This window comes from Acinetobacter apis (genome assembly GCF_900197575.1).
Taxonomy (GTDB): Bacteria; Pseudomonadota; Gammaproteobacteria; order Pseudomonadales; family Moraxellaceae; genus Acinetobacter; species Acinetobacter apis.
In genome coordinates this window covers 295460-316821 of record NZ_FZLN01000002.1, presented here as the reverse complement: position 1 = coordinate 316821, position 21362 = coordinate 295460, and the positions used below count along the sequence as shown (strand labels likewise).

The 21362-nt window shown below is 38.9% G+C and carries 24 protein-coding genes; 9 read left to right on the top strand and 15 right to left on the bottom strand.

The window, feature by feature from the left end; translation table 11 throughout:
• The first annotated feature begins 56 nt into the window (after positions 1 to 56).
• Positions 57 to 1340, top strand: coding sequence for a hypothetical protein (locus CFY84_RS08040; RefSeq protein WP_088823698.1), 1284 nt, complete (start codon positions 57 to 59; stop codon positions 1338 to 1340).
• A gap of 5 nt (positions 1341 to 1345) precedes the next feature.
• Here CFY84_RS08040 and CFY84_RS08035 read toward each other — a convergent pair whose 3' ends face one another.
• From CFY84_RS08035 to dmeF, 3 genes are all read right to left on the bottom strand, one after another.
• Positions 1346 to 1912 carry an ankyrin repeat domain-containing protein gene (locus CFY84_RS08035; RefSeq protein WP_213062826.1) on the bottom strand — a complete coding sequence of 189 codons (567 nt, stop codon included), beginning with the start codon at positions 1910 to 1912 and terminating at the stop codon, positions 1346 to 1348.
• 59 nt (positions 1913 to 1971) lie between these two features.
• Positions 1972 to 3474 carry a catalase gene (locus CFY84_RS08030; RefSeq protein WP_407640203.1) on the bottom strand — a complete coding sequence of 501 codons (1503 nt, stop codon included), beginning with the start codon at positions 3472 to 3474 and terminating at the stop codon, positions 1972 to 1974.
• A 557-nt stretch (positions 3475 to 4031) separates the two neighbouring features.
• A complete protein-coding gene (dmeF, locus tag CFY84_RS08025; protein ID WP_088823697.1) occupies positions 4032 to 4994 on the bottom strand; it encodes a CDF family Co(II)/Ni(II) efflux transporter DmeF in 963 nt (320 codons plus the stop codon).
• Between the two features lie 62 nt (positions 4995 to 5056).
• On the opposite strand from dmeF, the gene CFY84_RS08020 reads away from it, so the two are divergent.
• Positions 5057 to 5323 carry a metal/formaldehyde-sensitive transcriptional repressor gene (locus CFY84_RS08020; protein ID WP_088823696.1) on the top strand — a complete coding sequence of 89 codons (267 nt, stop codon included), beginning with the start codon at positions 5057 to 5059 and terminating at the stop codon, positions 5321 to 5323.
• Positions 5324 to 5363: 40 nt separating this feature from the next.
• Here CFY84_RS08020 and ppc read toward each other — a convergent pair whose 3' ends face one another.
• A complete protein-coding gene (ppc, locus tag CFY84_RS08015) occupies positions 5364 to 8054 on the bottom strand; it encodes a phosphoenolpyruvate carboxylase (RefSeq protein ID WP_088823695.1) in 2691 nt (896 codons plus the stop codon).
• 372 nt (positions 8055 to 8426) lie between these two features.
• Between ppc and CFY84_RS08010 the strand changes: the two genes are divergently transcribed.
• The 4 genes from CFY84_RS08010 (at position 8427) to CFY84_RS07995 (ending at position 11645) form a co-directional block, all read left to right on the top strand.
• A complete protein-coding gene (locus tag CFY84_RS08010; protein WP_088823694.1) occupies positions 8427 to 8804 on the top strand; it encodes a hypothetical protein in 378 nt (125 codons plus the stop codon).
• Positions 8805 to 8907: 103 nt separating this feature from the next.
• Positions 8908 to 10023 carry a molecular chaperone DnaJ gene (dnaJ, locus tag CFY84_RS08005; RefSeq protein ID WP_088823693.1) on the top strand — a complete coding sequence of 372 codons (1116 nt, stop codon included), beginning with the start codon at positions 8908 to 8910 and terminating at the stop codon, positions 10021 to 10023.
• Positions 10024 to 10136: 113 nt separating this feature from the next.
• Positions 10137 to 10952, top strand: coding sequence for a 4-hydroxy-tetrahydrodipicolinate reductase (gene dapB, locus CFY84_RS08000; RefSeq protein WP_088823692.1), 816 nt, complete (start codon positions 10137 to 10139; stop codon positions 10950 to 10952).
• A gap of 165 nt (positions 10953 to 11117) precedes the next feature.
• Positions 11118 to 11645 (top strand): GNAT family N-acetyltransferase, encoded by a 528-nt coding sequence (locus CFY84_RS07995; protein ID WP_088823691.1) that lies wholly within the window; start codon positions 11118 to 11120, stop codon positions 11643 to 11645.
• A 31-nt stretch (positions 11646 to 11676) separates the two neighbouring features.
• On the opposite strand, the gene CFY84_RS07990 is transcribed toward CFY84_RS07995, so the two are convergent.
• The 7 genes from CFY84_RS07990 to CFY84_RS07960 form a co-directional block, all read right to left on the bottom strand.
• Complete coding sequence (locus tag CFY84_RS07990; protein WP_088823690.1) at positions 11677 to 12132, bottom strand: GNAT family N-acetyltransferase; 456 nt, start codon at positions 12130 to 12132, stop codon at positions 11677 to 11679.
• Between the two features lie 72 nt (positions 12133 to 12204).
• Complete coding sequence (locus CFY84_RS07985; protein WP_088823689.1) at positions 12205 to 12765, bottom strand: DNA-3-methyladenine glycosylase I; 561 nt, start codon at positions 12763 to 12765, stop codon at positions 12205 to 12207.
• An 18-nt stretch (positions 12766 to 12783) separates the two neighbouring features.
• A complete protein-coding gene (locus CFY84_RS07980) occupies positions 12784 to 13029 on the bottom strand; it encodes a hypothetical protein (RefSeq protein WP_088823688.1) in 246 nt (81 codons plus the stop codon).
• Positions 13029 to 13538: a M23 family metallopeptidase gene (locus CFY84_RS07975; protein ID WP_088823687.1), complete on the bottom strand. Its 510-nt coding sequence runs from the start codon at positions 13536 to 13538 to the stop codon at positions 13029 to 13031. The genes CFY84_RS07980 and CFY84_RS07975 overlap by 1 nt, the downstream gene beginning before the upstream one ends.
• Before the next feature lie 62 nt (positions 13539 to 13600).
• A complete protein-coding gene (gene mutY / locus CFY84_RS07970; RefSeq protein ID WP_088823686.1) occupies positions 13601 to 14656 on the bottom strand; it encodes an A/G-specific adenine glycosylase in 1056 nt (351 codons plus the stop codon).
• Between the two features lie 143 nt (positions 14657 to 14799).
• Positions 14800 to 15534 carry a dienelactone hydrolase family protein gene (locus CFY84_RS07965; protein ID WP_088823685.1) on the bottom strand — a complete coding sequence of 245 codons (735 nt, stop codon included), beginning with the start codon at positions 15532 to 15534 and terminating at the stop codon, positions 14800 to 14802.
• Between the two features lie 89 nt (positions 15535 to 15623).
• The gene (locus CFY84_RS07960; protein ID WP_088823684.1) at positions 15624 to 15779 is read right to left on the bottom strand and encodes a DUF1328 family protein; all 156 of its coding nucleotides are present in this window, start codon (positions 15777 to 15779) and stop codon (positions 15624 to 15626) included.
• Between the two features lie 200 nt (positions 15780 to 15979).
• On the opposite strand from CFY84_RS07960, the gene CFY84_RS07955 reads away from it, so the two are divergent.
• A complete protein-coding gene (locus tag CFY84_RS07955) occupies positions 15980 to 16429 on the top strand; it encodes a YcgN family cysteine cluster protein (RefSeq protein WP_088823683.1) in 450 nt (149 codons plus the stop codon).
• A gap of 15 nt (positions 16430 to 16444) precedes the next feature.
• Here the strand turns inward: CFY84_RS07955 and CFY84_RS07950 are convergent, their stop codons facing one another.
• Complete coding sequence (locus tag CFY84_RS07950; RefSeq protein ID WP_088823682.1) at positions 16445 to 17080, bottom strand: cation transporter; 636 nt, start codon at positions 17078 to 17080, stop codon at positions 16445 to 16447.
• A gap of 70 nt (positions 17081 to 17150) precedes the next feature.
• On the opposite strand from CFY84_RS07950, the gene CFY84_RS07945 reads away from it, so the two are divergent.
• Complete coding sequence (locus CFY84_RS07945) at positions 17151 to 17591, top strand: MerR family transcriptional regulator (RefSeq protein ID WP_088823681.1); 441 nt, start codon at positions 17151 to 17153, stop codon at positions 17589 to 17591.
• 79 nt (positions 17592 to 17670) lie between these two features.
• The gene (locus tag CFY84_RS07940) at positions 17671 to 18957 is read left to right on the top strand and encodes a replication-associated recombination protein A (protein ID WP_088823680.1); all 1287 of its coding nucleotides are present in this window, start codon (positions 17671 to 17673) and stop codon (positions 18955 to 18957) included.
• A gap of 41 nt (positions 18958 to 18998) precedes the next feature.
• On the opposite strand, the gene CFY84_RS07935 is transcribed toward CFY84_RS07940, so the two are convergent.
• The 3 genes from CFY84_RS07935 to CFY84_RS07925 form a co-directional block, all read right to left on the bottom strand.
• The gene (locus CFY84_RS07935) at positions 18999 to 19913 is read right to left on the bottom strand and encodes an alpha/beta hydrolase (RefSeq protein ID WP_088823679.1); all 915 of its coding nucleotides are present in this window, start codon (positions 19911 to 19913) and stop codon (positions 18999 to 19001) included.
• A gap of 81 nt (positions 19914 to 19994) precedes the next feature.
• Positions 19995 to 20714, bottom strand: a complete 720-nt coding sequence (gene purC / locus CFY84_RS07930; RefSeq protein WP_088823678.1) for a phosphoribosylaminoimidazolesuccinocarboxamide synthase — start codon at positions 20712 to 20714, stop codon at positions 19995 to 19997.
• Positions 20715 to 20748: 34 nt separating this feature from the next.
• Positions 20749 to 21360 carry a lipoprotein-34 precursor (NlpB) gene (locus tag CFY84_RS07925; protein WP_088823677.1) on the bottom strand — a complete coding sequence of 204 codons (612 nt, stop codon included), beginning with the start codon at positions 21358 to 21360 and terminating at the stop codon, positions 20749 to 20751.
• Positions 21361 to 21362: the final 2 nt, after the last annotated feature.

The following is a 21362-nucleotide window of genomic DNA, read 5'->3' as shown; positions in this document are numbered from 1 at the left end:
GCTCAAGCATACTCATTTTTATCTATTATTTAATGGTTCAATAAGAGGCTCAAGAAATGTCTTTTCTACGGCGGTGGTTTGATCCTGTGAGATCGAAGTTGTTTTATAAACAACCTTCGCGACAAGAGACGTTGCCGACAGACCAAGGTTTGACAATTCATTTGCGATTAGATGATGTTTACAGCTATTTAATTGTGCAGCAATTAATTCAGTTAAACGAGATCTTAACAGAGTCGATTAAACCCTTAAAAGTAGTGATTTCAAGTCAATCGGCTGAACCACCTAATCAGATGACTGAAGAAAAATGGCGTAAATATGCCTTGAATGATGCAAAAATTTTAGCCAAGCAACACCGCTTTGGCTATGATGATCAGCCAGAGTTGCCAAGTGAAGATGCATTAAAACAAGCTACAACAATTTTAAAAAACACACCATTACGCGATGAGCAGTTTCTATATTTATTAGAAAATGTATTTCACATGCTGTGGCAACAACAATATGGCAAATTGCGCACCCTCTATACAATGGCAAGTCGTCAAGCTACGCCAAAAAATTATCCAGAACGCATATTTAATGATGAACCGTTGTTGGTTAGTTTTTTTGAGTTTGGTGGGCGCAAATACAATGCTGTAGACAATTTATTACGGTTAACACGACGTTTAAAACAACAAAAATTATTGACTGAAAATCCAATCTTCTTGACCAATCATATTGAATGGCGTGAACACTTAATGGGTGATCCAGAAGAGCTTGCAGACATTCAAGCGATGCACCCTGAACTAGATTTGTACATTGCCCTTGAAGATCCAATCAGTTGGCTACTATTGGCTTATATTAAAGAAGAGCTTGCAGGCTATTACAATATTCAATTGCGTGTACACCCTTTAACTTACCATGGTCGTGACCAATTTGATTGGTCTTTAGCAACTAGGTTGTCTAAGCGTGCCCAAGTAGATTTCACCCCGTTTTGTCGACCGACTGAAAAAGGGGTTTATGAAATGGCGCGTTTATTTTATAGCGTACCAGAAGATGAACGCATTGATGCGATTTATACCATTTTAAGGTCGGTATGGGCTAAAGGCTGTGATTTGACGTATCACCCACATGCATTAAAGGTTCGAAAAAGCCTGCACATTGCAGATCTGACAGAGATAGATGTCAATGCGCAGTTAAAGGAAAATGACGCAGTATGTTCGTCTAAAGCCCAACCTGACTTTCCAGTGTTGGTCTTAAAGATTAATGAAGAAACTTATACTTTCAATAGTTTATATCGTGTATGGATGATTGAAAGTATTTTCAATAATGTATTAGAGAAGAAATATAAAGCAGAAAATCGGTGATGAAGTTATTTAAACTCACCACGACTTAAATTATCGACGCTGTTGCCACGCGCATCTTTAAGTTGTGTGTTGGCACCTTGTTTCACCAAACTGTCTAAAACTTCTTTACGTTGGAATAAAGCAGCATACATGCTAGCAGTTTGACCTGCATTATTCTTTTGGTCAGGAGAGCATTCGGTTTGCATCAAAGTTTTTGCAATTTTAAGCTCACCTTTGAAAATTGCACCCATCAGTGCAGTGTTTCCAGTTTTATCTTGTACACAGGCATTCGCACCTGCTTTTAATAACTGATCGACCATGGCTTTATGACCATGATAAGCTGCTAAAATCAGCGCAGTATAGCCTTTCTCATCTTGTGAGTTTAAGTTATATCCAGCTTGAATAAATTCATTGAGCATTTTTGTGTTGCCAGTTCGTGCAGCATCAAAATAATATTCACGAAGCTGTTTTTTGATGTCTTCTGATTGTGCAGCAGAAGAGGCAGGCGTAGTTTTTGCGGTGTTTGCAGCAAAGCTTGTTGAAGCCATGCCAATTAAACTGAGACTGATGAATAGCGCATATTGTATTTTCATTGCATCCTCACTTCATATTAAATTGATATGCTCCTTGAGGAGCATATCAATATGAATGATTAGTCTTCTAATTGTGCAGCTAACGCTTTCACACGGTTTACATCAGCTTTAGCTACTTTAGCAACGCCTGTACCGTATTCTGGGTCAGCTTTATACAAGAAAGAAGCAATCTTATATTTCGCTTGTTCGTCAGCACCAGCAAGTGCGCCACCGAAGTTTTGGATCAAGTCTTTACGGTCAGACGCTGAGAATGAACGGTAAAGATCGCCAGCTTGTTTGAAGTTCTGCTCTTTTTGAATCTTCGTTTGTTGGGTTGTACCTGTCAAAGGAAGTTGGCTATAACGGCCAGCAGCAACTTGTGAACGTGGTTGACGTGCACTTGGCTCGTAGTTGACATCTGATTTTGTGTTACCAATGTTCATTTGACCATCTTGGTTGCCATTGTTTACAGGCGTTACAGGACGGTTAATTGGTAAGCTTAAACCATTTGTACCAATACGATAAATTTGTGTATCTGCATAAGAGAATACACGGCCTTGAAGCAATTTATCTTCTGATGGCTCAATACCAGGAACGATATTTGATGGCGCCATAGCAACTTGTTCAGTTTCTTGGAAGAAGTTGTCTACGTTTTTGTTTAACACCATTTGACCAATTTTACGCTCTGGTACATTTGGCCAGATTTTAGTTGCGTCTAATGGGTTAAAGTCAAATTTATCCAAATCTTCAGGCGTTAATACTTGGATGTATAAATCCCATTTTGGATAGTCACCACGGTTAATGCTGTTTACAAGGTCAGCAGTCATGTGACTGAAGTCTTGGCCTTGAACCACAGGAACTTCTTTTGGCGTTAAGTTTTTAATGCCTTGTAAGCTTTTCCAATGGAATTTAACGTAATGTACTTGACCTTGTGCATTGACAAATTTGTACGCGTGAACACCGTTACCATCCATAAAACGGTAGCTTGCAGGCGTACCATTGTTTGATAACAATTCAGTTAACGTACGTGTTGACTCAGGAACATGTTGGAAAAAGTCAAATGTACGTGACATGTCACCAAGGTTTGTTTTTGGACTTGGTTTAAATGCATGAACCATGTCTGGGAACTTGATGGCATCACGAATAAAGAATGTTGGGAAGTTGTTACCCACTAAGTCCCAGTTACCTTGCTGAGTATAAAACTTGGTTGCAAAGCCACGTGGATCACGTAAAGTTTCTGGTGAATGGTTACCATGAACCACTGATGAGAAACGTACAAATACAGGCGTTGTTGTACCTGGCTTGAACACTTGTGCAATGGTTAAGTCTGAAATGTTTGCTGATGGTGTGAATACACCATGAACACCTGTACCACGTGCATGGACAACACGCTCAGGAATACGCTCACGATCAAAGCGTTGTAATTTTTGAATGAGGTGAACGTCTTGTAAAAGCGTTGGACCGTTAGCGCCTGCTGTTTGTGAGTTTTGGTTATCTCCAACTGGAGCACCGTTATCACGTGTAAGTGGGTCTGCTGCAATGGTATGTTGTGAAACTAAAGCTGGAGCAATCAATGCGACGATTGCTAAAGATTTTTTAAAGTGCATAATTTTTCCTAGGACACCATGCCATACTTGAGGTTTAATTTTACTCATTTTTTCACCATCTTTAAATAAGATTAAGATGATAAGTTTAATAGTTATTTCCGATCATAAATGAGTTGTTGTTAAAATCGTGTAAAAGCGTTAATAATCCATATTTTAGACGGCAGTAAATCAGCTAAGTCTGATATGAGACTTTATTTTATCATAAAATGTTCAGGCAAAAGATTGTGTAAAATAAAACCAACAGAGCTAAATTAAACAGTTGAAAATCATAATTTAAAATTTATATTTTTCAATGAGATATGATTAATTGTATTGGCAAAACCAATTAAGCTCATATGAAAAAATAATCAGACAAATAGTTCACTTTAAAATCATTCATCAAATCTTTTAAATATAAATGAGTTATTTAAATGTCGTAGACCATAAGAAAAATCAATATAGGCTTTTGATTAAAAAATATAAAAGCAGGCAAACCCATTTAAATTGTTTTGAAAATTCAATGAATTTGCCTAACTTAAATAAATGATCATTGTTTATGCGGGTGCAGGCGGATTAATTTCAATGGTGGTATGTACCAATTCATGATGTATAGACAATAGATGACGAATTTCTTTAGCAGTGACCAACTGATTTGCTGATTCAATTTGCAACATACATGAAAATTTATTTTTGCTAACTTGCGACAAATGCACATCTGTTAAGACGGCATCAGCCAATAGCGTACTGTGTGACAGTGTATGTAATACACGCTCGACAATCGGGTGCTGCATTTCAGCATCAAGTAAAATTACGCCAGTTTGTTTCAGTAGACCCCATGACCATTGCGCAACCAAAACAGAACCTACTAGACCCAGTATGGCATCTAAAATATCCCATCCAAAATATTTGCCAAGAATAAGTGCAATAATGGCCAAAACCGATGTGGTGGCATCTGCAACTACATGTAAAAAAGCTGCCTTTTGATTGAGATCTTCATGAACATGATGATGATCTTCGGCATGATGTGCATGGTGAAGGTGTCCATGATGTTCATGTGTATGATCATGATGGTCTTTTAATAGCCAAGCACAAACCAAGTTGATGAGTAAACCAAGAGTTGCCACAAAAATAGCTTCATTATATTCAATAGAGACCGGATGAAATAAACGATTGATTGAACCAATCGCCATTAATATCGCCACGCCCATGAGTAAAATGGCACTTGTATATGCCGCTAAAATTTCAATTTTCCATGAACCAAAATTAAAACGTGGGTCTTTTGCATAGTGTGTTGCAGCACGATAGGACAGATAAGCCAATCCCAAGGCAATCACATGAGAACTCATATGCCAACCATCTGCAAGTAATGCCATGGATTGAAATACAGTCCCAGCAATAATTTCAATAACCATCATGACAGCAGTCACTACAGTTGCAATTAAAATTTTACGTTGTGCTAATGGATTACTTTCATGGAAGGTATGTTGATGTTGCTGTGATATAGTCGCTTTTTTCATAACATGAAATACATAATATACTATACTAGGTATAGTATATTGAGATGAGTACAGGTGTCTAGATGGGTCATTTAAATTCAAACAAAAAAATTTTGAATCGTGTCGGGCGATTACAAGGTCAAATTCAAGCTGTAAATAAGAAAATGCAGGATGAAGAAACCTCGTGCATAGATGTATTACAGCAGGTGGCTGCAATTAAAGGGGCAGTTAATGGTCTGATGAATGAATTAATTGAAGAGCATTTAAAACATCATGTTTTGCATGATGCCAATTACGAGGCAGAAGAACTTGATGAGTTTTTCAAGCTTTTAAAAAAATATAGAGAATAGCTTTTGCTATTCTCTATATGGTATGTGCTTTAAATGATGGTTAGCCTGTGTTACGCAAGCCTGCTGCAATCCCTGTAATACTGACCATGAGCGCATGATCAATTGGCGTATGTTCAGCTTGATGATGGGTTAAGTAGTCTCTACGTCGACGCATCAGTTCTGCTTGGAGTAAATGCAGTGGCATGAGATAGGTTTTTCTCACCCGCATGGCTTGATCAAGTACTTCATTTTGACTGAGCAATTCAGATTCACCTTTGACTTTCAGCAAGGTATCGATAGCATCTTGTAAACGCCCTCGAAGCTCATCGCCTAATGTACGTAAATTTTCATTGTCTGTAAGTCGTCGTTCATAATACAAAGCCACATCGGCATCTGATTTAGATAACACCATTTCAAGCATATCAATCAATGTCTTGAAGTACGGCCAATTGTCGAGCATTTCTTCAAGCTCGGCTTTTTTGTTTTCATCTAAAATTTCATCCAGTGCAGCACCTGTGCCTAACCATGCAGGCAGCATGAGGCGGATTTGTGTCCATGCAAATACCCATGGAATAGCACGCAATGACTCAATGCCTCCGCTGACTTTACGTTTTGCAGGACGTGAGCCCAATGGCAGCATTTGCAGTTCAAGTTCAGGCGTGACTGTGCGTAAATATTCCACAAAATAAGGGTTTTCACGAACTGTTTTTCGATACAAATCAACTGATGTTTCAGTCATTTGATCCATTAAGTCACGCCATTTTTGTTTTGGTACAGGCGGTGGCAGTAAGGTGGCTTCTAAGGTGGCTGCAGTGTAAATTTCAAGGTTTTGCAGCGCAATATCTTCCACACCAAACTTAAATCGGATCATTTCACCTTGTTCAGTCACACGAATTGCACCTGAAATAGAACCAGGTGGTTGTGAATATAGTGCTTGCTGTGTTGGCGCACCACCACGGCTAATTGAACCGCCACGACCATGGAATAATGTCAATTGAATACCATGTTGTTTTGCAACTGCAGTCAGTTCTTCTTGTGCACGGTATTGTGCCCAATTCGCAGACATAAAGCCTGCATCTTTGGCGGAGTCTGAGTAGCCAATCATCACTTCATGTTTGCCATTCACATGCTGCTTATACCATTGCATGTTAAATAATACATCCATGGTTTTTGCTGCGCCGTCTAGATCTTTGAGTGTTTCAAACAAAGGTACAACGCGAAGCGGATGCTGAATACCTGCTTCTTTTTGTAGCAATAAGACGGCTAGTACATCACTTGGATATTCAGCCATAGAAATGACATACGCACCTAAAGATTCTTTAGGTTGTTTTGCCAAAGTACGCATGGTTGCAAAAACTTCTTTTACATCAGGATGGTTAATGAGCAGGGTTTCTTCTGTTTCATTAATAAAACGTGGCAAAAGTGGGCGTTTGCTTTGTAATTCATTTAATAGGAAGTTTTGTTTGGCTTGCTCTGTCCAAGTTTCAAAGTTACCTAAACCTAAATATTCAGTAATTGCTGATATAGCTTGGCGATGACGACCTGATTCTTGTCGAATATCAAGCTTTAATAATTCGATACCGAAGCAGTGCACACGATGGATGAAATCTAATAAATTACCATCTGCAATTTCAGATAAGTTGCATTCTACCAACGAGTTATAGCACAACATCAATGGATCAAGCAGATCACTTCGATCACGGATGAGGCGTGGGTCATCTTTTGGATTTTTACCTTGTAATTGGTCAGCCAACCATTGACGAGTCACCAATAAGCGTTCACGTGTTGCTCGTAAATATTCACGATAAGGTTCGACATGGTCATTGCCTAAAGCTTGTCTTAATTCAGGAGTACATTCTTGAATAGACAGTTCCCATCTTAAACTTTCTAAATCTCTTAAGTATAAGTCAGTGGCTTGCCAGCGAGAAAACCACAATACTTGTTGTGTGATTTTGTGAGTTACATTTGGGTTTCCATCGCGGTCACCGCCCATCCATGATGCAAAACGAATCGGTGCTGTATCAATTGGCAACCGTTTACCAAATTTCTCTTCGACCAAATCGCCTAATTCTCGAATAAAGCGAGGAACTGCTTTCCACAATGTTTGTTCAATGACAGTAAAGCCCCATTTTGCCTCATCGAGTGGGGTTGGGCGTTGCTGACGAATTTCATCGGTATGCCATGCAGAACAAATTAGATGTTTTAAGTTTTCAACGACTTTAATTTTTTGCTGTGGGGTTAATTTTTTTTGATCAAGCGTTTCAAGGCAACGGTTAATGTTGTCGTATTTTTGAATAAGCGTTCGACGGCTGACTTCCGTCGGGTGAGCGGTTAATACCAGCTCAATGTTTAAATCGCAAACTTGCTGAAAGACTTGCTCCTGATCAATATGATGTTCTTGAAGTTTGTCAAACAATGGTCCCAATGGATTGGGTGATGCTTTTTGATCATCAAACTCTGCTGCACGACGGCCACGAACCACGTGGTATTGTTCTGCAATATTGGCAAAATTTAAAAAATGGGTAAATGCACGTGTAAGCGGTAGAAATGCATCATCTTCTAAATTTAAAAACAACTGCTCAAGCTGTTTTTCTGCTTCGATATCACCATCGCTAGCGCCTTTTGCTAATGCACGAATTTGCTCAACTTGATTAAATAAGTCTTCACCAACATGCCGTTTGAGATTATCTCCAAGCAGGTTACCAAGAAGGCGTACATCATCGCGTAACGGAGCATCGATACTTTGTGCCATAATAAATTCCTTTATTTGAGTATGATTTTATCGAATTAAGACAGTGATGATTCAATTATTAAGTCCTGAATAATTGGATTAACCATAGCAAAAATAAAATGAAAAATCTTTAGCCAATGGTCTAGCATCACACATACAAATCTTGCCTTGTCCCTGAATTTATATCATAGCGGAATATCGCTTAAATTTGAGAAATATAAGTTTACATTTGCCCTATAAAACTCTCTATTATTTGTCTTATTTTTCATGCAAATTAGATGCTAAAACAACAAAAACCTCTTATACTAGAAGGTTGATTTTATAACATCTAATAAAGGGAAAGTTTGCTGTTTTTCGCATGAGACAGAATCAGCAAATTTGGTTAAAAAAAATATGGGAACAAATCATATTGCTCAGCAACGCCGTTTGATGACATGGGCATATATTTTTATGTTTTTAACACTGTTTACTGTGGTCAGTGGTGTCCTTGCTTATTTTATGTCAGCAAGAGTTGCACAATCTGCCAATGCAGAAGTTTGGATCCAAGCGCAAGCATTATGGGTCATGCGCCATGTGCTATTATTTATTTGTATTACGCTTTTTGGGGGACTGTGGCTGATTCCTTTGCATTTTTATACTTGGGATGCATATCAGTGGGTTACAGCATGTACAGTTGTTGGCATTATATTTTTATTCATTGCATGGATGATTTTATTGAATGCTTTTGTAAAAGGTTTTTTCAAATACCTGAAAAATAAAGCAGTTTTTTAATAAAATATTATTTATTGAAATAAGCCTTGTAAAAATAGCTTCAAACCCCCACGTAACTCGTCAATTACTGTATTTTGAATTTCCGTGAGGAGCGTCGCCTACCATGGCTAAACGAGATTATTATGAAGTTTTAGGAACCGCTAAAACCGCAAGTGATGATGAAATTAAAAAAGCCTATCGTAAATTGGCGATGAAGTATCATCCTGACCGCAATCCAGATAACCCTGAAGCTGAAGAAAAATTTAAAGAAGCCACTGAAGCTTACGAAGTGCTGTCGAATTCAGAAAAGCGCAGCATGTATGACCGTATGGGTCATAATGCATTCGAAGGTGGCTTTGGCGGCGGGGGCGGTGGTCATGGCGGCTTTAGTGCAGATGATATTTTTAGCCAGTTTGGCGATATTTTCGGTGGTGCATTTGGTGGTGGGGGTCGTTCACAACAAAGACAACGCCAAGGTGCAGATTTACGCTATGTATTAGAGTTATCGCTTGAAGAAGCGGTAAAAGGCGTGAAAAAAACCATTACCTTCACTGCGCCTGCGCCATGTAATACCTGTGATGGTAAAGGCTCAGAAAACCCGAATGATGTTGAAACCTGTAAAACTTGTCATGGACAAGGACAGGTACGTATCCAGCAAGGGTTCTTTGCTGTACAGCAAACTTGTAGCACATGTCATGGGCAAGGTAAAATCATTAAAAACCCATGTAAAACATGTCATGGCTCAGGTGTAAAAGACCGTCAGCAAACGCTTGAAGTGACTATCCCAGCAGGGGTAGATAATGGCGACCGTGTTCGTTTAAATGGTAAAGGCGAAGCGATTCGTAACGGTCAGTCAGGCGACTTATATGTTGAAGTGGCTGTTCGTGAGCATGAAATTTTTCAACGTGATGGTGCAGATTTGTATATGGATGTCCCAATTAATATTGTGGACGCTGCACTTGGTAAAGAAGTTGAAATTCCAACACTAGACAGCCGTTTAAGCTTGAAGATTCCTGAAGGAACACAAAACGGTAAAGTGTTTAGATTGCGTGGTAAAGGCGTTCGTCCTGTTCGTGCAAGCATGGTGGGTGATTTGCTGTGTCGTGTTGTGGTTGAAACACCAGTTAATTTAACCGCACGCCAACGCGAGTTGTTAAAAGAACTACAAAGCACCATTGATGGCAACGAAACGCATTCAAGTGAAAAAAAGAAATCATTCTTTGATCGTATTTTTGATTAATAGCATGTACTTTCAAAAACCTGCCTCAATTGGCAGGTTTTTTATTTTCAGAAACACGATCTGTCTGAGTTTTGCTATAGTAAGTTCAGTAAAATAAATGCTACGGAGAAATCATGTCAAATTTGCCAAGAATCGGCATTCTAGGTGCAGGCGGTCGTATGGGTCGTATTTTAATTCAGGCCGTTCAGCAAGCAGGCTATGAGTTGGCTGCTGCTGTAGAGCGTCCTGAGAGTTCACTGATTGGTACAGATGCAGGGGAGCTTGCAGGTATTGGAAAAGTAGGTGTTCAAGTGTCAGGTCATTTACAAGATGTATTCGCCAATGTGGATGTCGTGGTTGATTTTACATCGCCTGTTGCCACAGAACAGCATTTGAAATTATGCCGTGAAGCAGGTGTTGCCATGGTAATTGGCACCACAGGATTTTCTGATGCACAAAAGCAATTACTTGCAGAAACTGCAGAGCATATCCCTGTGGTGTATGCAGCCAATTATTCAGTTGGTGTGAATGTATCGATTAAACTGCTTGAATTGGCTGCTAAAGTATTTGCAGATACAGTGGATATAGAAATTATTGAAGCACACCATCGTCATAAAGTTGATGCGCCGTCAGGAACAGCACTGATGATGGGGGAGGCTGTTGCCGACACGTTGGGACGTAATTTGAAAGACGTGGCAGTCTATGGTCGTGAAGGGCACACAGGCCCACGTGATCGCCAAACTATTGGTTTTGAGACTATTCGTGGTGGTGATATTGTTGGTGAGCATACAGTGATGTTTATTGGTGAAGGTGAGCGTGTTGAAGTGACGCATAAAGCCACTAACCGTATGAACTTTGCATCAGGTGCAATTCGTGCTGCAGGATGGGTTATCGGACGTGATGCAAAACAATACGATATGAAAGATGTATTAAATTTAAACAATATATAAGTTTACAAAATATACATAAACCCGAAATTATTTTCGGGTTTGATTAATTTAAGTATCTCAATTGTTACGGTTTATATTATTTTGGATCATATCATCTTGTGGTCAATGAATTGTCATAATTTGAGCTTAGTCTGAGCATATCCGAATTAGAATAGTCAAGTCGTTATGATTTTAAGAGATAATGTAGAGATTACATCAGAACAAGTCGTGTTACGTGTGTTTAGCGATTATGATGTAGAAGAGGCCTTTGCTGCCGTCACCCCAAACCTTGCAAAATTTATGAGTTGGGATCCACCCAAAGACGTTTATGACTTTGAAAAAGTGTATCGACGTTGGGCGGATAATTTAAAAAAAGGCTTAGAAATTGTGTTTGCAGTACGTGAACGTAAAACCAATGAGTTTTTAGGTTTAGTTGGTTTACATCGTATTGCAATTGATCCACGCGTAGGCATTTGGATTAAAGAAGAGCGCCATAGCGAAGGCTTTGGTAAAGCGGCTGTACAAGCTTTAATTGAATGGGCAGCTTTAGAGCTAGAAATTGAGCAGTTCACTTATTTGGTGGCTGAAGAAAATTTAGCGAGCCAAAAAATTGCATTGTCTTTGGGCGGTGTGAGAAATGGTTATACTGTATGTTCAAAATTTAATGCACAAATCTATAAGATTCACCATGTAACACAGCGTTTTTGTGCATAGTTTGCAATACCTTGATGTATATTACTAAATACTAATAAATAAATTGAACCATTTTATAAGCATAAATTTCGTGATTATCATATAAATTAGCGACATGAATAAACCCTTGTTTTTGATAAAAAGGTGCTGCAGTCAATGTCGATTCAACACATATTTGAGTAATAGAAAGTTGTTGTAGGTGATATCTGACCTGCGCAATCAGTTGTGAGCCAATACCTTGGTGTTGGCCTTCAGGCAGTACATAATTTAATAATATGTCACCTTGTTTAGAAAATAAAATAAAAGCAATAATACGCTGCTGTTGATCTCGGTATACATAAGAGGGGTTGTGTTGCATCCATGAACTGAGCTGTTCTACAGTTTTATTGGCAAGCCAATCTGCAATGATTTGTGTGTTATTTTGATGATCTAAAACACAAGATAAAATACTTTTTTGAATGACGTAAATAATATCAGCGCAGTCTTGTATTTGGGCAGGTTCGATCATGGTGTTGGGGGAGATAAGTTGTGAATATTAACCATAAATTATAAATCAATGACATTCAAACTGTGATGGAATTTATTTAAATGGGCAGTGGTTTTCATGATCATTGACCATACCAGATGCTTGCATAAATGCATAACAAATGGTTGGACCTACAAACTTAAAGCCATGTTTTTTGAGTTGTTTGGAAAGCTGAACACTTTCTTTGGTCGATGTTGGAATATGATGATGGTCAGGAATATCATTGTTTTGAATAGGCTGATGTGTAAATGTCCAAAGCCATGCTGACATATCACCATGTTGATGTTTAAGCTGTTGCCATGCAATGGCATTGTCCCGAATAGACATTAATTTAAGCCGATGACGAATCAATCCCTGATCTGTTAGCTTTGCCATTATGTCTTGATCTGTGAATGCTGCAATTTCAGCAACAGTATATTGAAAAAAGTGCTTGCGATAACAAGCTCTTTTTTTTAAAACCGTGATCCAAGCTAAACCAGCTTGTTGACCTTCTAAACATAGCAGTTCAAAAAGGGCTTGCTCATCATATAAGGGTTTTCCCCACTCTTCATCGTGATAGGCAATGTAAATCGGATCATTGGTACACCATGCGCAGCGCTGAATAGAATGAGACATGATCAAATAACCTTATTGCTAAAGCGTAAAAGCAACCCATTGACTGGTTTTGCTATCCCAATAGGCAAGTTCTGCTTGTTGTAAGTCCTTAAAGGAAAACCACATGTCTTTGCCGGTTTTTTCTTGAAATCCTGTACTGAGTAAAATACCTTGTTCAGCAACTTCCATAATCCAGCCTTGATGTACTGCCGATGACAGTGTCACTTTTTGCTGATTCCCTGATTCTGCAAATGCAATTAAACGTTCAATTAAATGATCTGACATTAAAAATCACCATGTAAATAAGGAAAAGGATTGACTGCACCACGACCTTTACCTTGTAAATAAATACCGTAATGTAAATGACTTGCAGTGTACTTGGCATTTCCACTGTTGCCAACATATCCGATCAAATCGCCTGCTTTTACCATGTCTCCGACAGCCAACCCACGTTTGTGACGGTCTAAATGTGCATAATAATGCCAAGAACCACTTGGTCCAAGGATCCACACCACATTGCCACCTAAGGGGTTACTTTGTAATCCTGAAACAATACCTACGGTCGTACTATATACGGGTGTTCCACGTGGAGCCATAATATCTACACCTTCGTGACGCCGTCCAGCACTCCGTGCTGCACCCCATGTATCTGTCAATTGCTGACGCGAAACACCTGCAACAGGCAGAGGTAAAATTGGGCTTAATGGTATGTTTTTTAAATCAATACGTTGCTGTTGCAAGATAGGAGAGGTTGTTTTTTGGGTAAGCGGACGCTTTGTTGTACATGCTGTCATGCACAAGAGCAATCCAATCCATAATAACGATTGAACAGTACGTATTTGCGTTGAATTTATTTTCATATTTTTGAAGATGGTGTATGTTTAATCAGTTTTTGCATGGCGGTTGGAATACCTTTATTGATGGCATCTTGTGTAGATAGCCATTGCCATAACAGTTGGTCTTGTGCTTGTAAATGCTCAAGCAAAGTATCATCTACACTAATACAATGAACTTTTAAAAGCCATGTGAAATGCGTAAAGCTATGTTGAATTTCAAATTCACTGGTTGGCAAAGTGAAGGGAAGGTTTGGACAAGTGGTATGTAAATCATCTTCATGTTCAAAAATTGGCAAGCACCATAAGCCACCCCATAAGCCAAGTGATGGGCGTTGTTGCCAAAGCCACTGGCCTGTAGCATTTTGAAATATCACAACATGACCTGTGCGTATAGGCGTTGGTTTTTTACTTTTTTTGAATGGGATTAAATGTTCTATACCTTGTAAATAGGCTTTGCAATGGGTTTGCATTGGACAGTAAAGACACAATGGTTTTTTAGGTGTACAGATTGTCGCACCTAAATCCATAATGGCTTGGGTGTAATCTGCATTACGTTTTGTTGGGCAAAATGATTCAGCAATTTGCCACATGTGCCGTTCATGTGCTGTTTGACTTAAATCATCATCAATGGCTAAAAATCGTGACAAAACACGTTTGACATTACCATCCATAATGACGCCATATTGACGTAAACCTAAAGACATCATTGCCCCTGCAGTTGAACGTCCAATGCCTGATAAACGCATCCATCCGTCTAAAGTTTCAGGAAATTGATCATTCTGTGCATGTATTTGTACAGCAGCTTTATGTAGATTTCTAGCCCGCGCATAATATCCAAGTCCTGCCCAATAAGGAGCAACATCATCCCATGATGCCTGACCCAATGCTGCGACCGTCGGGAAGCGTGTTATAAAACGATCAAAGTATTTCAGCACAGTTTTGACTTGGGTTTGCTGTAACATAATTTCAGATACCCATACATGGTATGGGTTATCTTTGACTTGCCATGGCAAATCATGTCGACCATGTTGATCAAACCAAGTTAAAAGTGCATCTGAAAAAGAGAATGAAGGCATAGCAACTCAAAGCGTGAAGAGATGCAAAGTATAATTCAAAATAGGAATGTTGTTGTAAAGAGCGGTATGATTATTTGAATGATTAAAGGGCAGCACCACCTTTACATCATATCGATATAAAGATGGTAAAACGCAAATATAAATTAAGCCAAGCGTTTCTTTAAAAGGGCATCTAATGCTGCAAAGCTTTTGTGTTCTGCTTCGGCATTATAGGCTAAGTCAACACCTGCATTTTTAGCACGTTCGTCTGATTTTGGATTGGTAAAGCCGTGTTTTGCATGTTCTAAAACCAAAATTTCATGGCTGACCTGTGCATCTTCAAGCTCTTTACGAATTTGCTCAACATCATCTAGGCTCACCATGCTGTCATCTGCACCATGGCAGACCAAGACATCAGCTTTAACTACACCGGCTTTGGCTGGATTGTTGGTTTGTAATGTCCCATGAAAAGATGCTGCCACATGAATGGGTGCACCTGCACGTGCAAGCTCCAATGCAATTTTACCCCCAAAACAAAAACCTACAGCAGCTAGGCGTTCAGGATCAACCTCAGGTTGTGCAGCAAGTGTTGCCAAGGCCGCATTAGCACGGTTAAGTAATGTATTTGGTTCTGCAAAAGTTTCCATCATTAAATCATATGCTTCAGTTGCATTTTCAGTGGTTTGTTTGTCACCATACATATCAATGGCTAAAGTGGCATAGCCTTGTTCAGCCAATTCTTTAGCACGCTGTACAACATATTCATTACGACCCCACCATTCTGGTCCAACTAAAATACCTGCCACAGGATGTTTGGTGCTGGGTGCCGCAAAAAATCCAATGAGTTGTTTGCCATCATTTGCAGTATATTCAATTTCACGTGTGATTATTGTGCTCATAAGAAACCTTTTATTAAAATCTTGGTGTTATTTGAAGTGTTGGAGGAAACCATTTTAGTGCATGTTTACAGGATGACGCTGATGCACTGTTAGCGACCTCGCGTATAAAGTCCGATTGCCGCAAGAACGAGTGCAACAACAAATAAAATTACCGCAAATTCTTTGGATAATCCAGCAATACCACCTAAACCAAGTAAACTTGCAATCAAGGCAATGACAGCAAAAATAATTACCCAACGAAACATAATGATTTCCTTATATTTTATTCTTGTGATTGGCTCTTATTTTAGCAGTGATAAAGTGTAAATTAAGCGAATTTTTGTGTGAAATATGTGTGATAAATAACAAGGTGAAAAGAAAAATGATCAATCATCTATTGGCAATTTTTCGATCAAAATCAGAGTATGTTATGATGCTGTTATGAATATTGCTTGAGTTGTTAAAGATGTCATTACGTTTAAATTTTTGGCAACATTATTCATTAAATGAGTTGACCCAACCTGAGTGGGAAGCTTTATGTGATGGCTGTGGGCAGTGTTGTTTGATTAAACTTGAAGATGATGATACCCATGACGTGGCATATACCAAAGTGGCATGTCATTTATTAGACTGTAGTACAGGGCACTGTTCGGATTATACGAATCGTAAACAATATGTACCTGAATGTATTGAACTGACTGTCGAGAAAATTTCAACCATTGCATATTGGTTACCTCAGACTTGTGCTTATCGCCGTATGTATGAAGGCAAGTCGTTGCCTGCATGGCATTATTTAAATACAGGTTCACGCCAAAATGTAATTACCGCAAAAAAATCTGTGGCAGGTCGGTGTATTTCAGAGCTTGATATTGATGATGAACGCATTGATGAATATGTAATTCGCTGGGTCAGATGAGACCCAGCGTAATTGTTAAGAATGTGCATGTGAGTGATGTTTTGCTTGTTGTCGCTCAGCAAGTGCCCCTTTAATAATTTGTACACCACCTGACCATCCTAAACCAGCCATAATTGCAGCAACAATTAAGTCAGGGAGCACGCTTTGTGTGCCAAATACACCAAGTGCAGCACCTAACACAGCGACATTACCAATAGCATCGTTACGACTACATAACCAAACTGAACGCATATTGGAGTCGCCTTCTTTAAAGGCATATAGCACAAGCGCACTGACAATATTAGCAGCTAAAGCCAATCCACCAATAATGCCCATGGTCATTACTTCAGGCGGTTGTCCATTGCTATATGACCAAATCACTTTAATTACAATAGCAGCAGCAAAGCTCAGCATCATAATACCTTTGACCAAGGCTGCTGTTGCACGCCAATATAAGCTCATGCCAAGTGCAATTAATGATAAAATATAATTAAAAGAATCACCTGCAAAATCAAGTGCATCGGCCCAAAGTGCTGAAGAACCAGACTGCATACCACCAATAACTTCAATTAAAAATAGTGAAGCATTTAGAATCAGTGCAATCCAAAGCGCCATACGAAATCGCTGTGAAAAGCCTGTTTTAGGTGCTTCATGATGACAACATTTAGCCATTTGAATCTTCCTTTGAATCGATTTACACTCATTTAAAAGCTTAGAGCAACTCCAAGGTCAAGCAAAAATCATGAAATATACGATTGGTGAATTGGCAAAAAAAGCAAAGCTAAGTGCAGATACAATTCGTTTTTATGAGAAAAAAGCGTTGATTGATCCTGCACAGCGTGCAGACAATAATTATCGTTATTATGGTGAAAATAGTTTGTCGCAATTAATATTTATAAGGCATTGCCGAGAACTTGGTATGTCATTAAAAGAAATACAAGCATTGCATGAGCAATTAAAACATCCAACAGATGGTTGTGCGCCAGTGAATGAATTGATTGCAAATCATCTTAATCATGTGAATCAAACTATTGATCAATTGCTAAGGTTTAAACAGCAGTTAGAGCATTTAAAGCAGTTATGTGATCACGATGAAACGGTGCAAAATTGTAAAATCATTCAGTCACTTCATGCCCCTGATAGTTCAGATGACATCATTGATTTACGCCTAAATATTCACTGAGTATAAATTTTGTTGAGACAGTATGAGGATGTGGTTTAGACCCTTATAATGAATTTACAGTTGATATTGACGATTCAAAATGACAGACCGCCAAAGCATTCCTTTACCTGAACGGTTACGACCGCGTGATTTATCAGAAATTATTGGACAAAGTCATTTATTGGGTGACGATGCACCATTAAAACTCATGATTGATCAAGGGCATTTGCCTTCTATTATTTTTTGGGGTCCACCTGGCGTGGGCAAAACCACTGTGGCATTGTTACTTGCTCAAGCTGTTGACCGTCCATTTTTAAGTTTGTCTGCTTTAAATACTGGGGTCAAAGAGTTACGTGAAATTATTGCCGATAGTGGTGATTTATTGACTCCAGTCGTTTTTATTGATGAAATTCACCGTTTTAATAAATCACAGCAAGATGCTTTATTGGGGGCTGTAGAAAAAGGCAAAATCACCTTAATTGGTGCAACTACAGAAAACCCTTCATTTGAAGTGAACAGTGCACTTTTATCACGTTGCCAAGTGTATACCTTAAATAGCCTTGATGAAAATTCGATTACTCAGTTATTAACGCATGCGATTCAGACAGATCAAATTTTAAAAGAAAAAAATATTTTTATTAATGAATATGAAGCACTCATTCAATTTGCAGCAGGGGATGCAAGAAAAGCATTAAATTTATTGGACTTGGTGGCAAGTACATTTGAAGATCAAAGTGAAGAAAAAAACCATATTACCAATGCGCTAGTGGTTAAAGTTGCCCAGCAAAATATTGCACGCTATGACAAATCAGGCGAGCAACATTATGACTTGGTGTCAGCATTTATTAAATCTATTCGCGGGAGTGACCCAGATGCGGCGCTTTATTGGATGGCTCGTATGTTAAAAGGTGGTGAGGATCCAATTTTTATCTCACGCCGTATGCTCATTGCAGCTTCAGAAGATATCGGTAATTCAAATCCCAATGCTTTATTATTGGCAGAAGCTTGCTTGCGTTCTGTGCAAGTGATTGGTATGCCTGAAGCACGTATTATTTTGGGGCAATGTGCTGTCTATTTAGCCACAAGTGCAAAAAGCAACAGCACGTATTTGGCAATTAATCGTGCCATGGCTTTGGCAGAAAAAACAGCCAATTTGCCTGTACCATTGCATTTAAGAAATGCACCTACACAACTTATGAAAAACCAAGGCTATGGCGTCAGTTATTTATATCCACATGACTATGCTGAAAACTTTGTCAAACAAGATTATTTACCACCTGAGCTTTTGGGTACAAAACTGTATGAATCAGCCAGAAACAAACGTGAAGTTGAAGGTGAACGGTTACAACAACGCCGTTGGCAACAAAATCATGAAACACCTGAATAATAGACCGAGATGCCATTAAATGTATGGCATCTCCGTCTGAGTTAAAATTGATTTTTCTTTAGCCAAGTGAGAAATTGATTTGGCCATGTGGTGGTTTCAGTATTGGCTTTGCCTAGACCAAAGCCATGGCCACCTTGCTTGAAGACCACCAATTCATTTTTGACTTGCTTGGCATCAAGGGCTTGATGCAGTAGTAAGCTATTTTCAATAGGTGATATTTTGTCATCTAAGGCATGGGCTAAAAAGACAGGTGCTGTATTTAATGTGACTTGTGCATTGACAGAATATTGTTGTAATAACGCGCCATCTGTCGACTGGCCAAATAAGCTTTTATAGGCATGAGTGATATTTAATGGTTGTTGCATGCTAATCACAGGATATAACAACACTGCAAAATCTGGTCGAGCAGAAAGTTGATCGATCGGATCTTGTGGATTATAAAAAAGATAAGTTGGTTGTGTGGTAAGCATACCTGCCAAATGTCCACCTGCCGAAAAGCCCATCACGCCAATACTTCGAAGACCTAATTGCTGTTGTTTTGATTTGATGATGCGTAAAGCACGTTGTCCGTCTGCAAAAGGAAAGGTTCTTGACTCTTTTAAATGGTCTTTTTTAGGCAGCCGATAAATAAGCTCATATACCGTAAAACCTTGTTTTTGCATCCAAAGTGAGGCAGGTGTGCCTTCTTTATTCAATATTTCATGTGCATAACCACCTCCGCTAATCACTAAAACAGCTATGTGGTTCGATTGCTTTGGCAAATATTCGGCCATAAATGGGGTATGGAGGTCTTTAGCGGTTAAATTCTGATGAAGTTGCGATGGTGTTATGGTTGGTGCTTTAAGATGAGGCCATAAAGCAATCATTGTTGGGGGGCGAAGCGTGCTTTGATCAGCATGTGCAAATAGACTGATGCCAAGTAATAAAAATAAACCCAAGCGATGTGTGATATTCATAATGATCAACTGAATAGATTTTATTCAATGTAACATAAAAAAAGCTGAGCCATTTAGGCTCAGCTTTTGTATTTGTAGGAATTAGATTGAATCAAGTGATATACCTAAGCGCTGTGCAACTTCTTCATACGCTTCAACCACATCACCAAGCCCTTGACGGAAACGATCTTTGTCTAATTTCTTTTTGGTGTTTTTATCCCAAAGACGGCAGCCATCTGGTGAAAACTCATCACCAAGCACAATACGGCCATGGAACACACCAAATTCAAGTTTAAAGTCAACCAATAGCATGTCGCCTTGATCGAATAACGCTGTTAATACATCGTTCACTTGATAAGTTAATTTTTTCATTTGCTCAAGTTGTTCTGCTGTGGCCCAACCAAGTGCAATTGACTGTGATTCATTCACCATTGGATCACCTAAACCATCATCTTTATAAAATAGTTCAAATGTTGGTGGAGTTAGTTGTTTGCCTTCTTCAATACCTAAGCGGCGGCACAAAGAACCTGCTGCATAGTTACGAATTACACATTCAACAGGAATCATATCTAAACGTTTAACCAAAACTTCGCTTGGATTTAATAGCTTTTCAAAATGTGTTTCAATGCCAGCTTCAGCCAACTTTTCCATAATGAAGGCATTAAACAGGTTGTTAACTTTACCCTTACGATCTAACTGTGCAACTTTTTCACCATTAAATGCCGAAGCATCATCGCGAAAAACTAAAATTAAATGATCTGGATGATCTGTTTCATAAACAGATTTGGCTTTACCAGTATAGAGCAGGGTTTGTTTTAACATGGGATGAACCTGTTTGGATAATTAATGCCTAAGTTTAAGCTGGCCAATTTTGAGCAATTTGCTGTAATAGCACGGTTGCAGCAGCAGGATCAGCATAACTATTGTCGGGGTTGAATAGTACCAAAGTACAGTTTTTACCTGCGACGGAAAGCTTTAACACATAAAGCTTGTCATCGACTTTGATGGTCGCTTCATAGCGTGTATTACTTTGCTCAACCACGTTATAGTTAAAGCTGCTTAGTGTTGCAAGTGTATACTGCCAAATGGTATCAGATTTACCCGTGACTTTCAGCAAAGGGTTTTGTTTTGCATCAAACAATACTGCTGGACGTACATAGGTTTCTTGACGTGAATTAGAGCGGTTTTTTACCACTTCACCAGGTCTTGGCATAGCAAAACGGTTGCCTTTTTGATTTTCAAAATCAGGCGCATTTTTTAATGCCAATGGATCAATAATTGGAGCAGGGTAGAGCGGAGTCGCTGGACGTGCCGTAATACCCTCAGGATATTTAAGAGATTCAACTGTGGTTGCTTTTTTATAGTCTAAAGAACCATTATTCACTGCAAGCTTTGTACTGATCGTACTACAACCTGAAATGGTGAAGACTGCAAGCGTAGCTATGGCTATACTTAAACGTAGTTGCATAA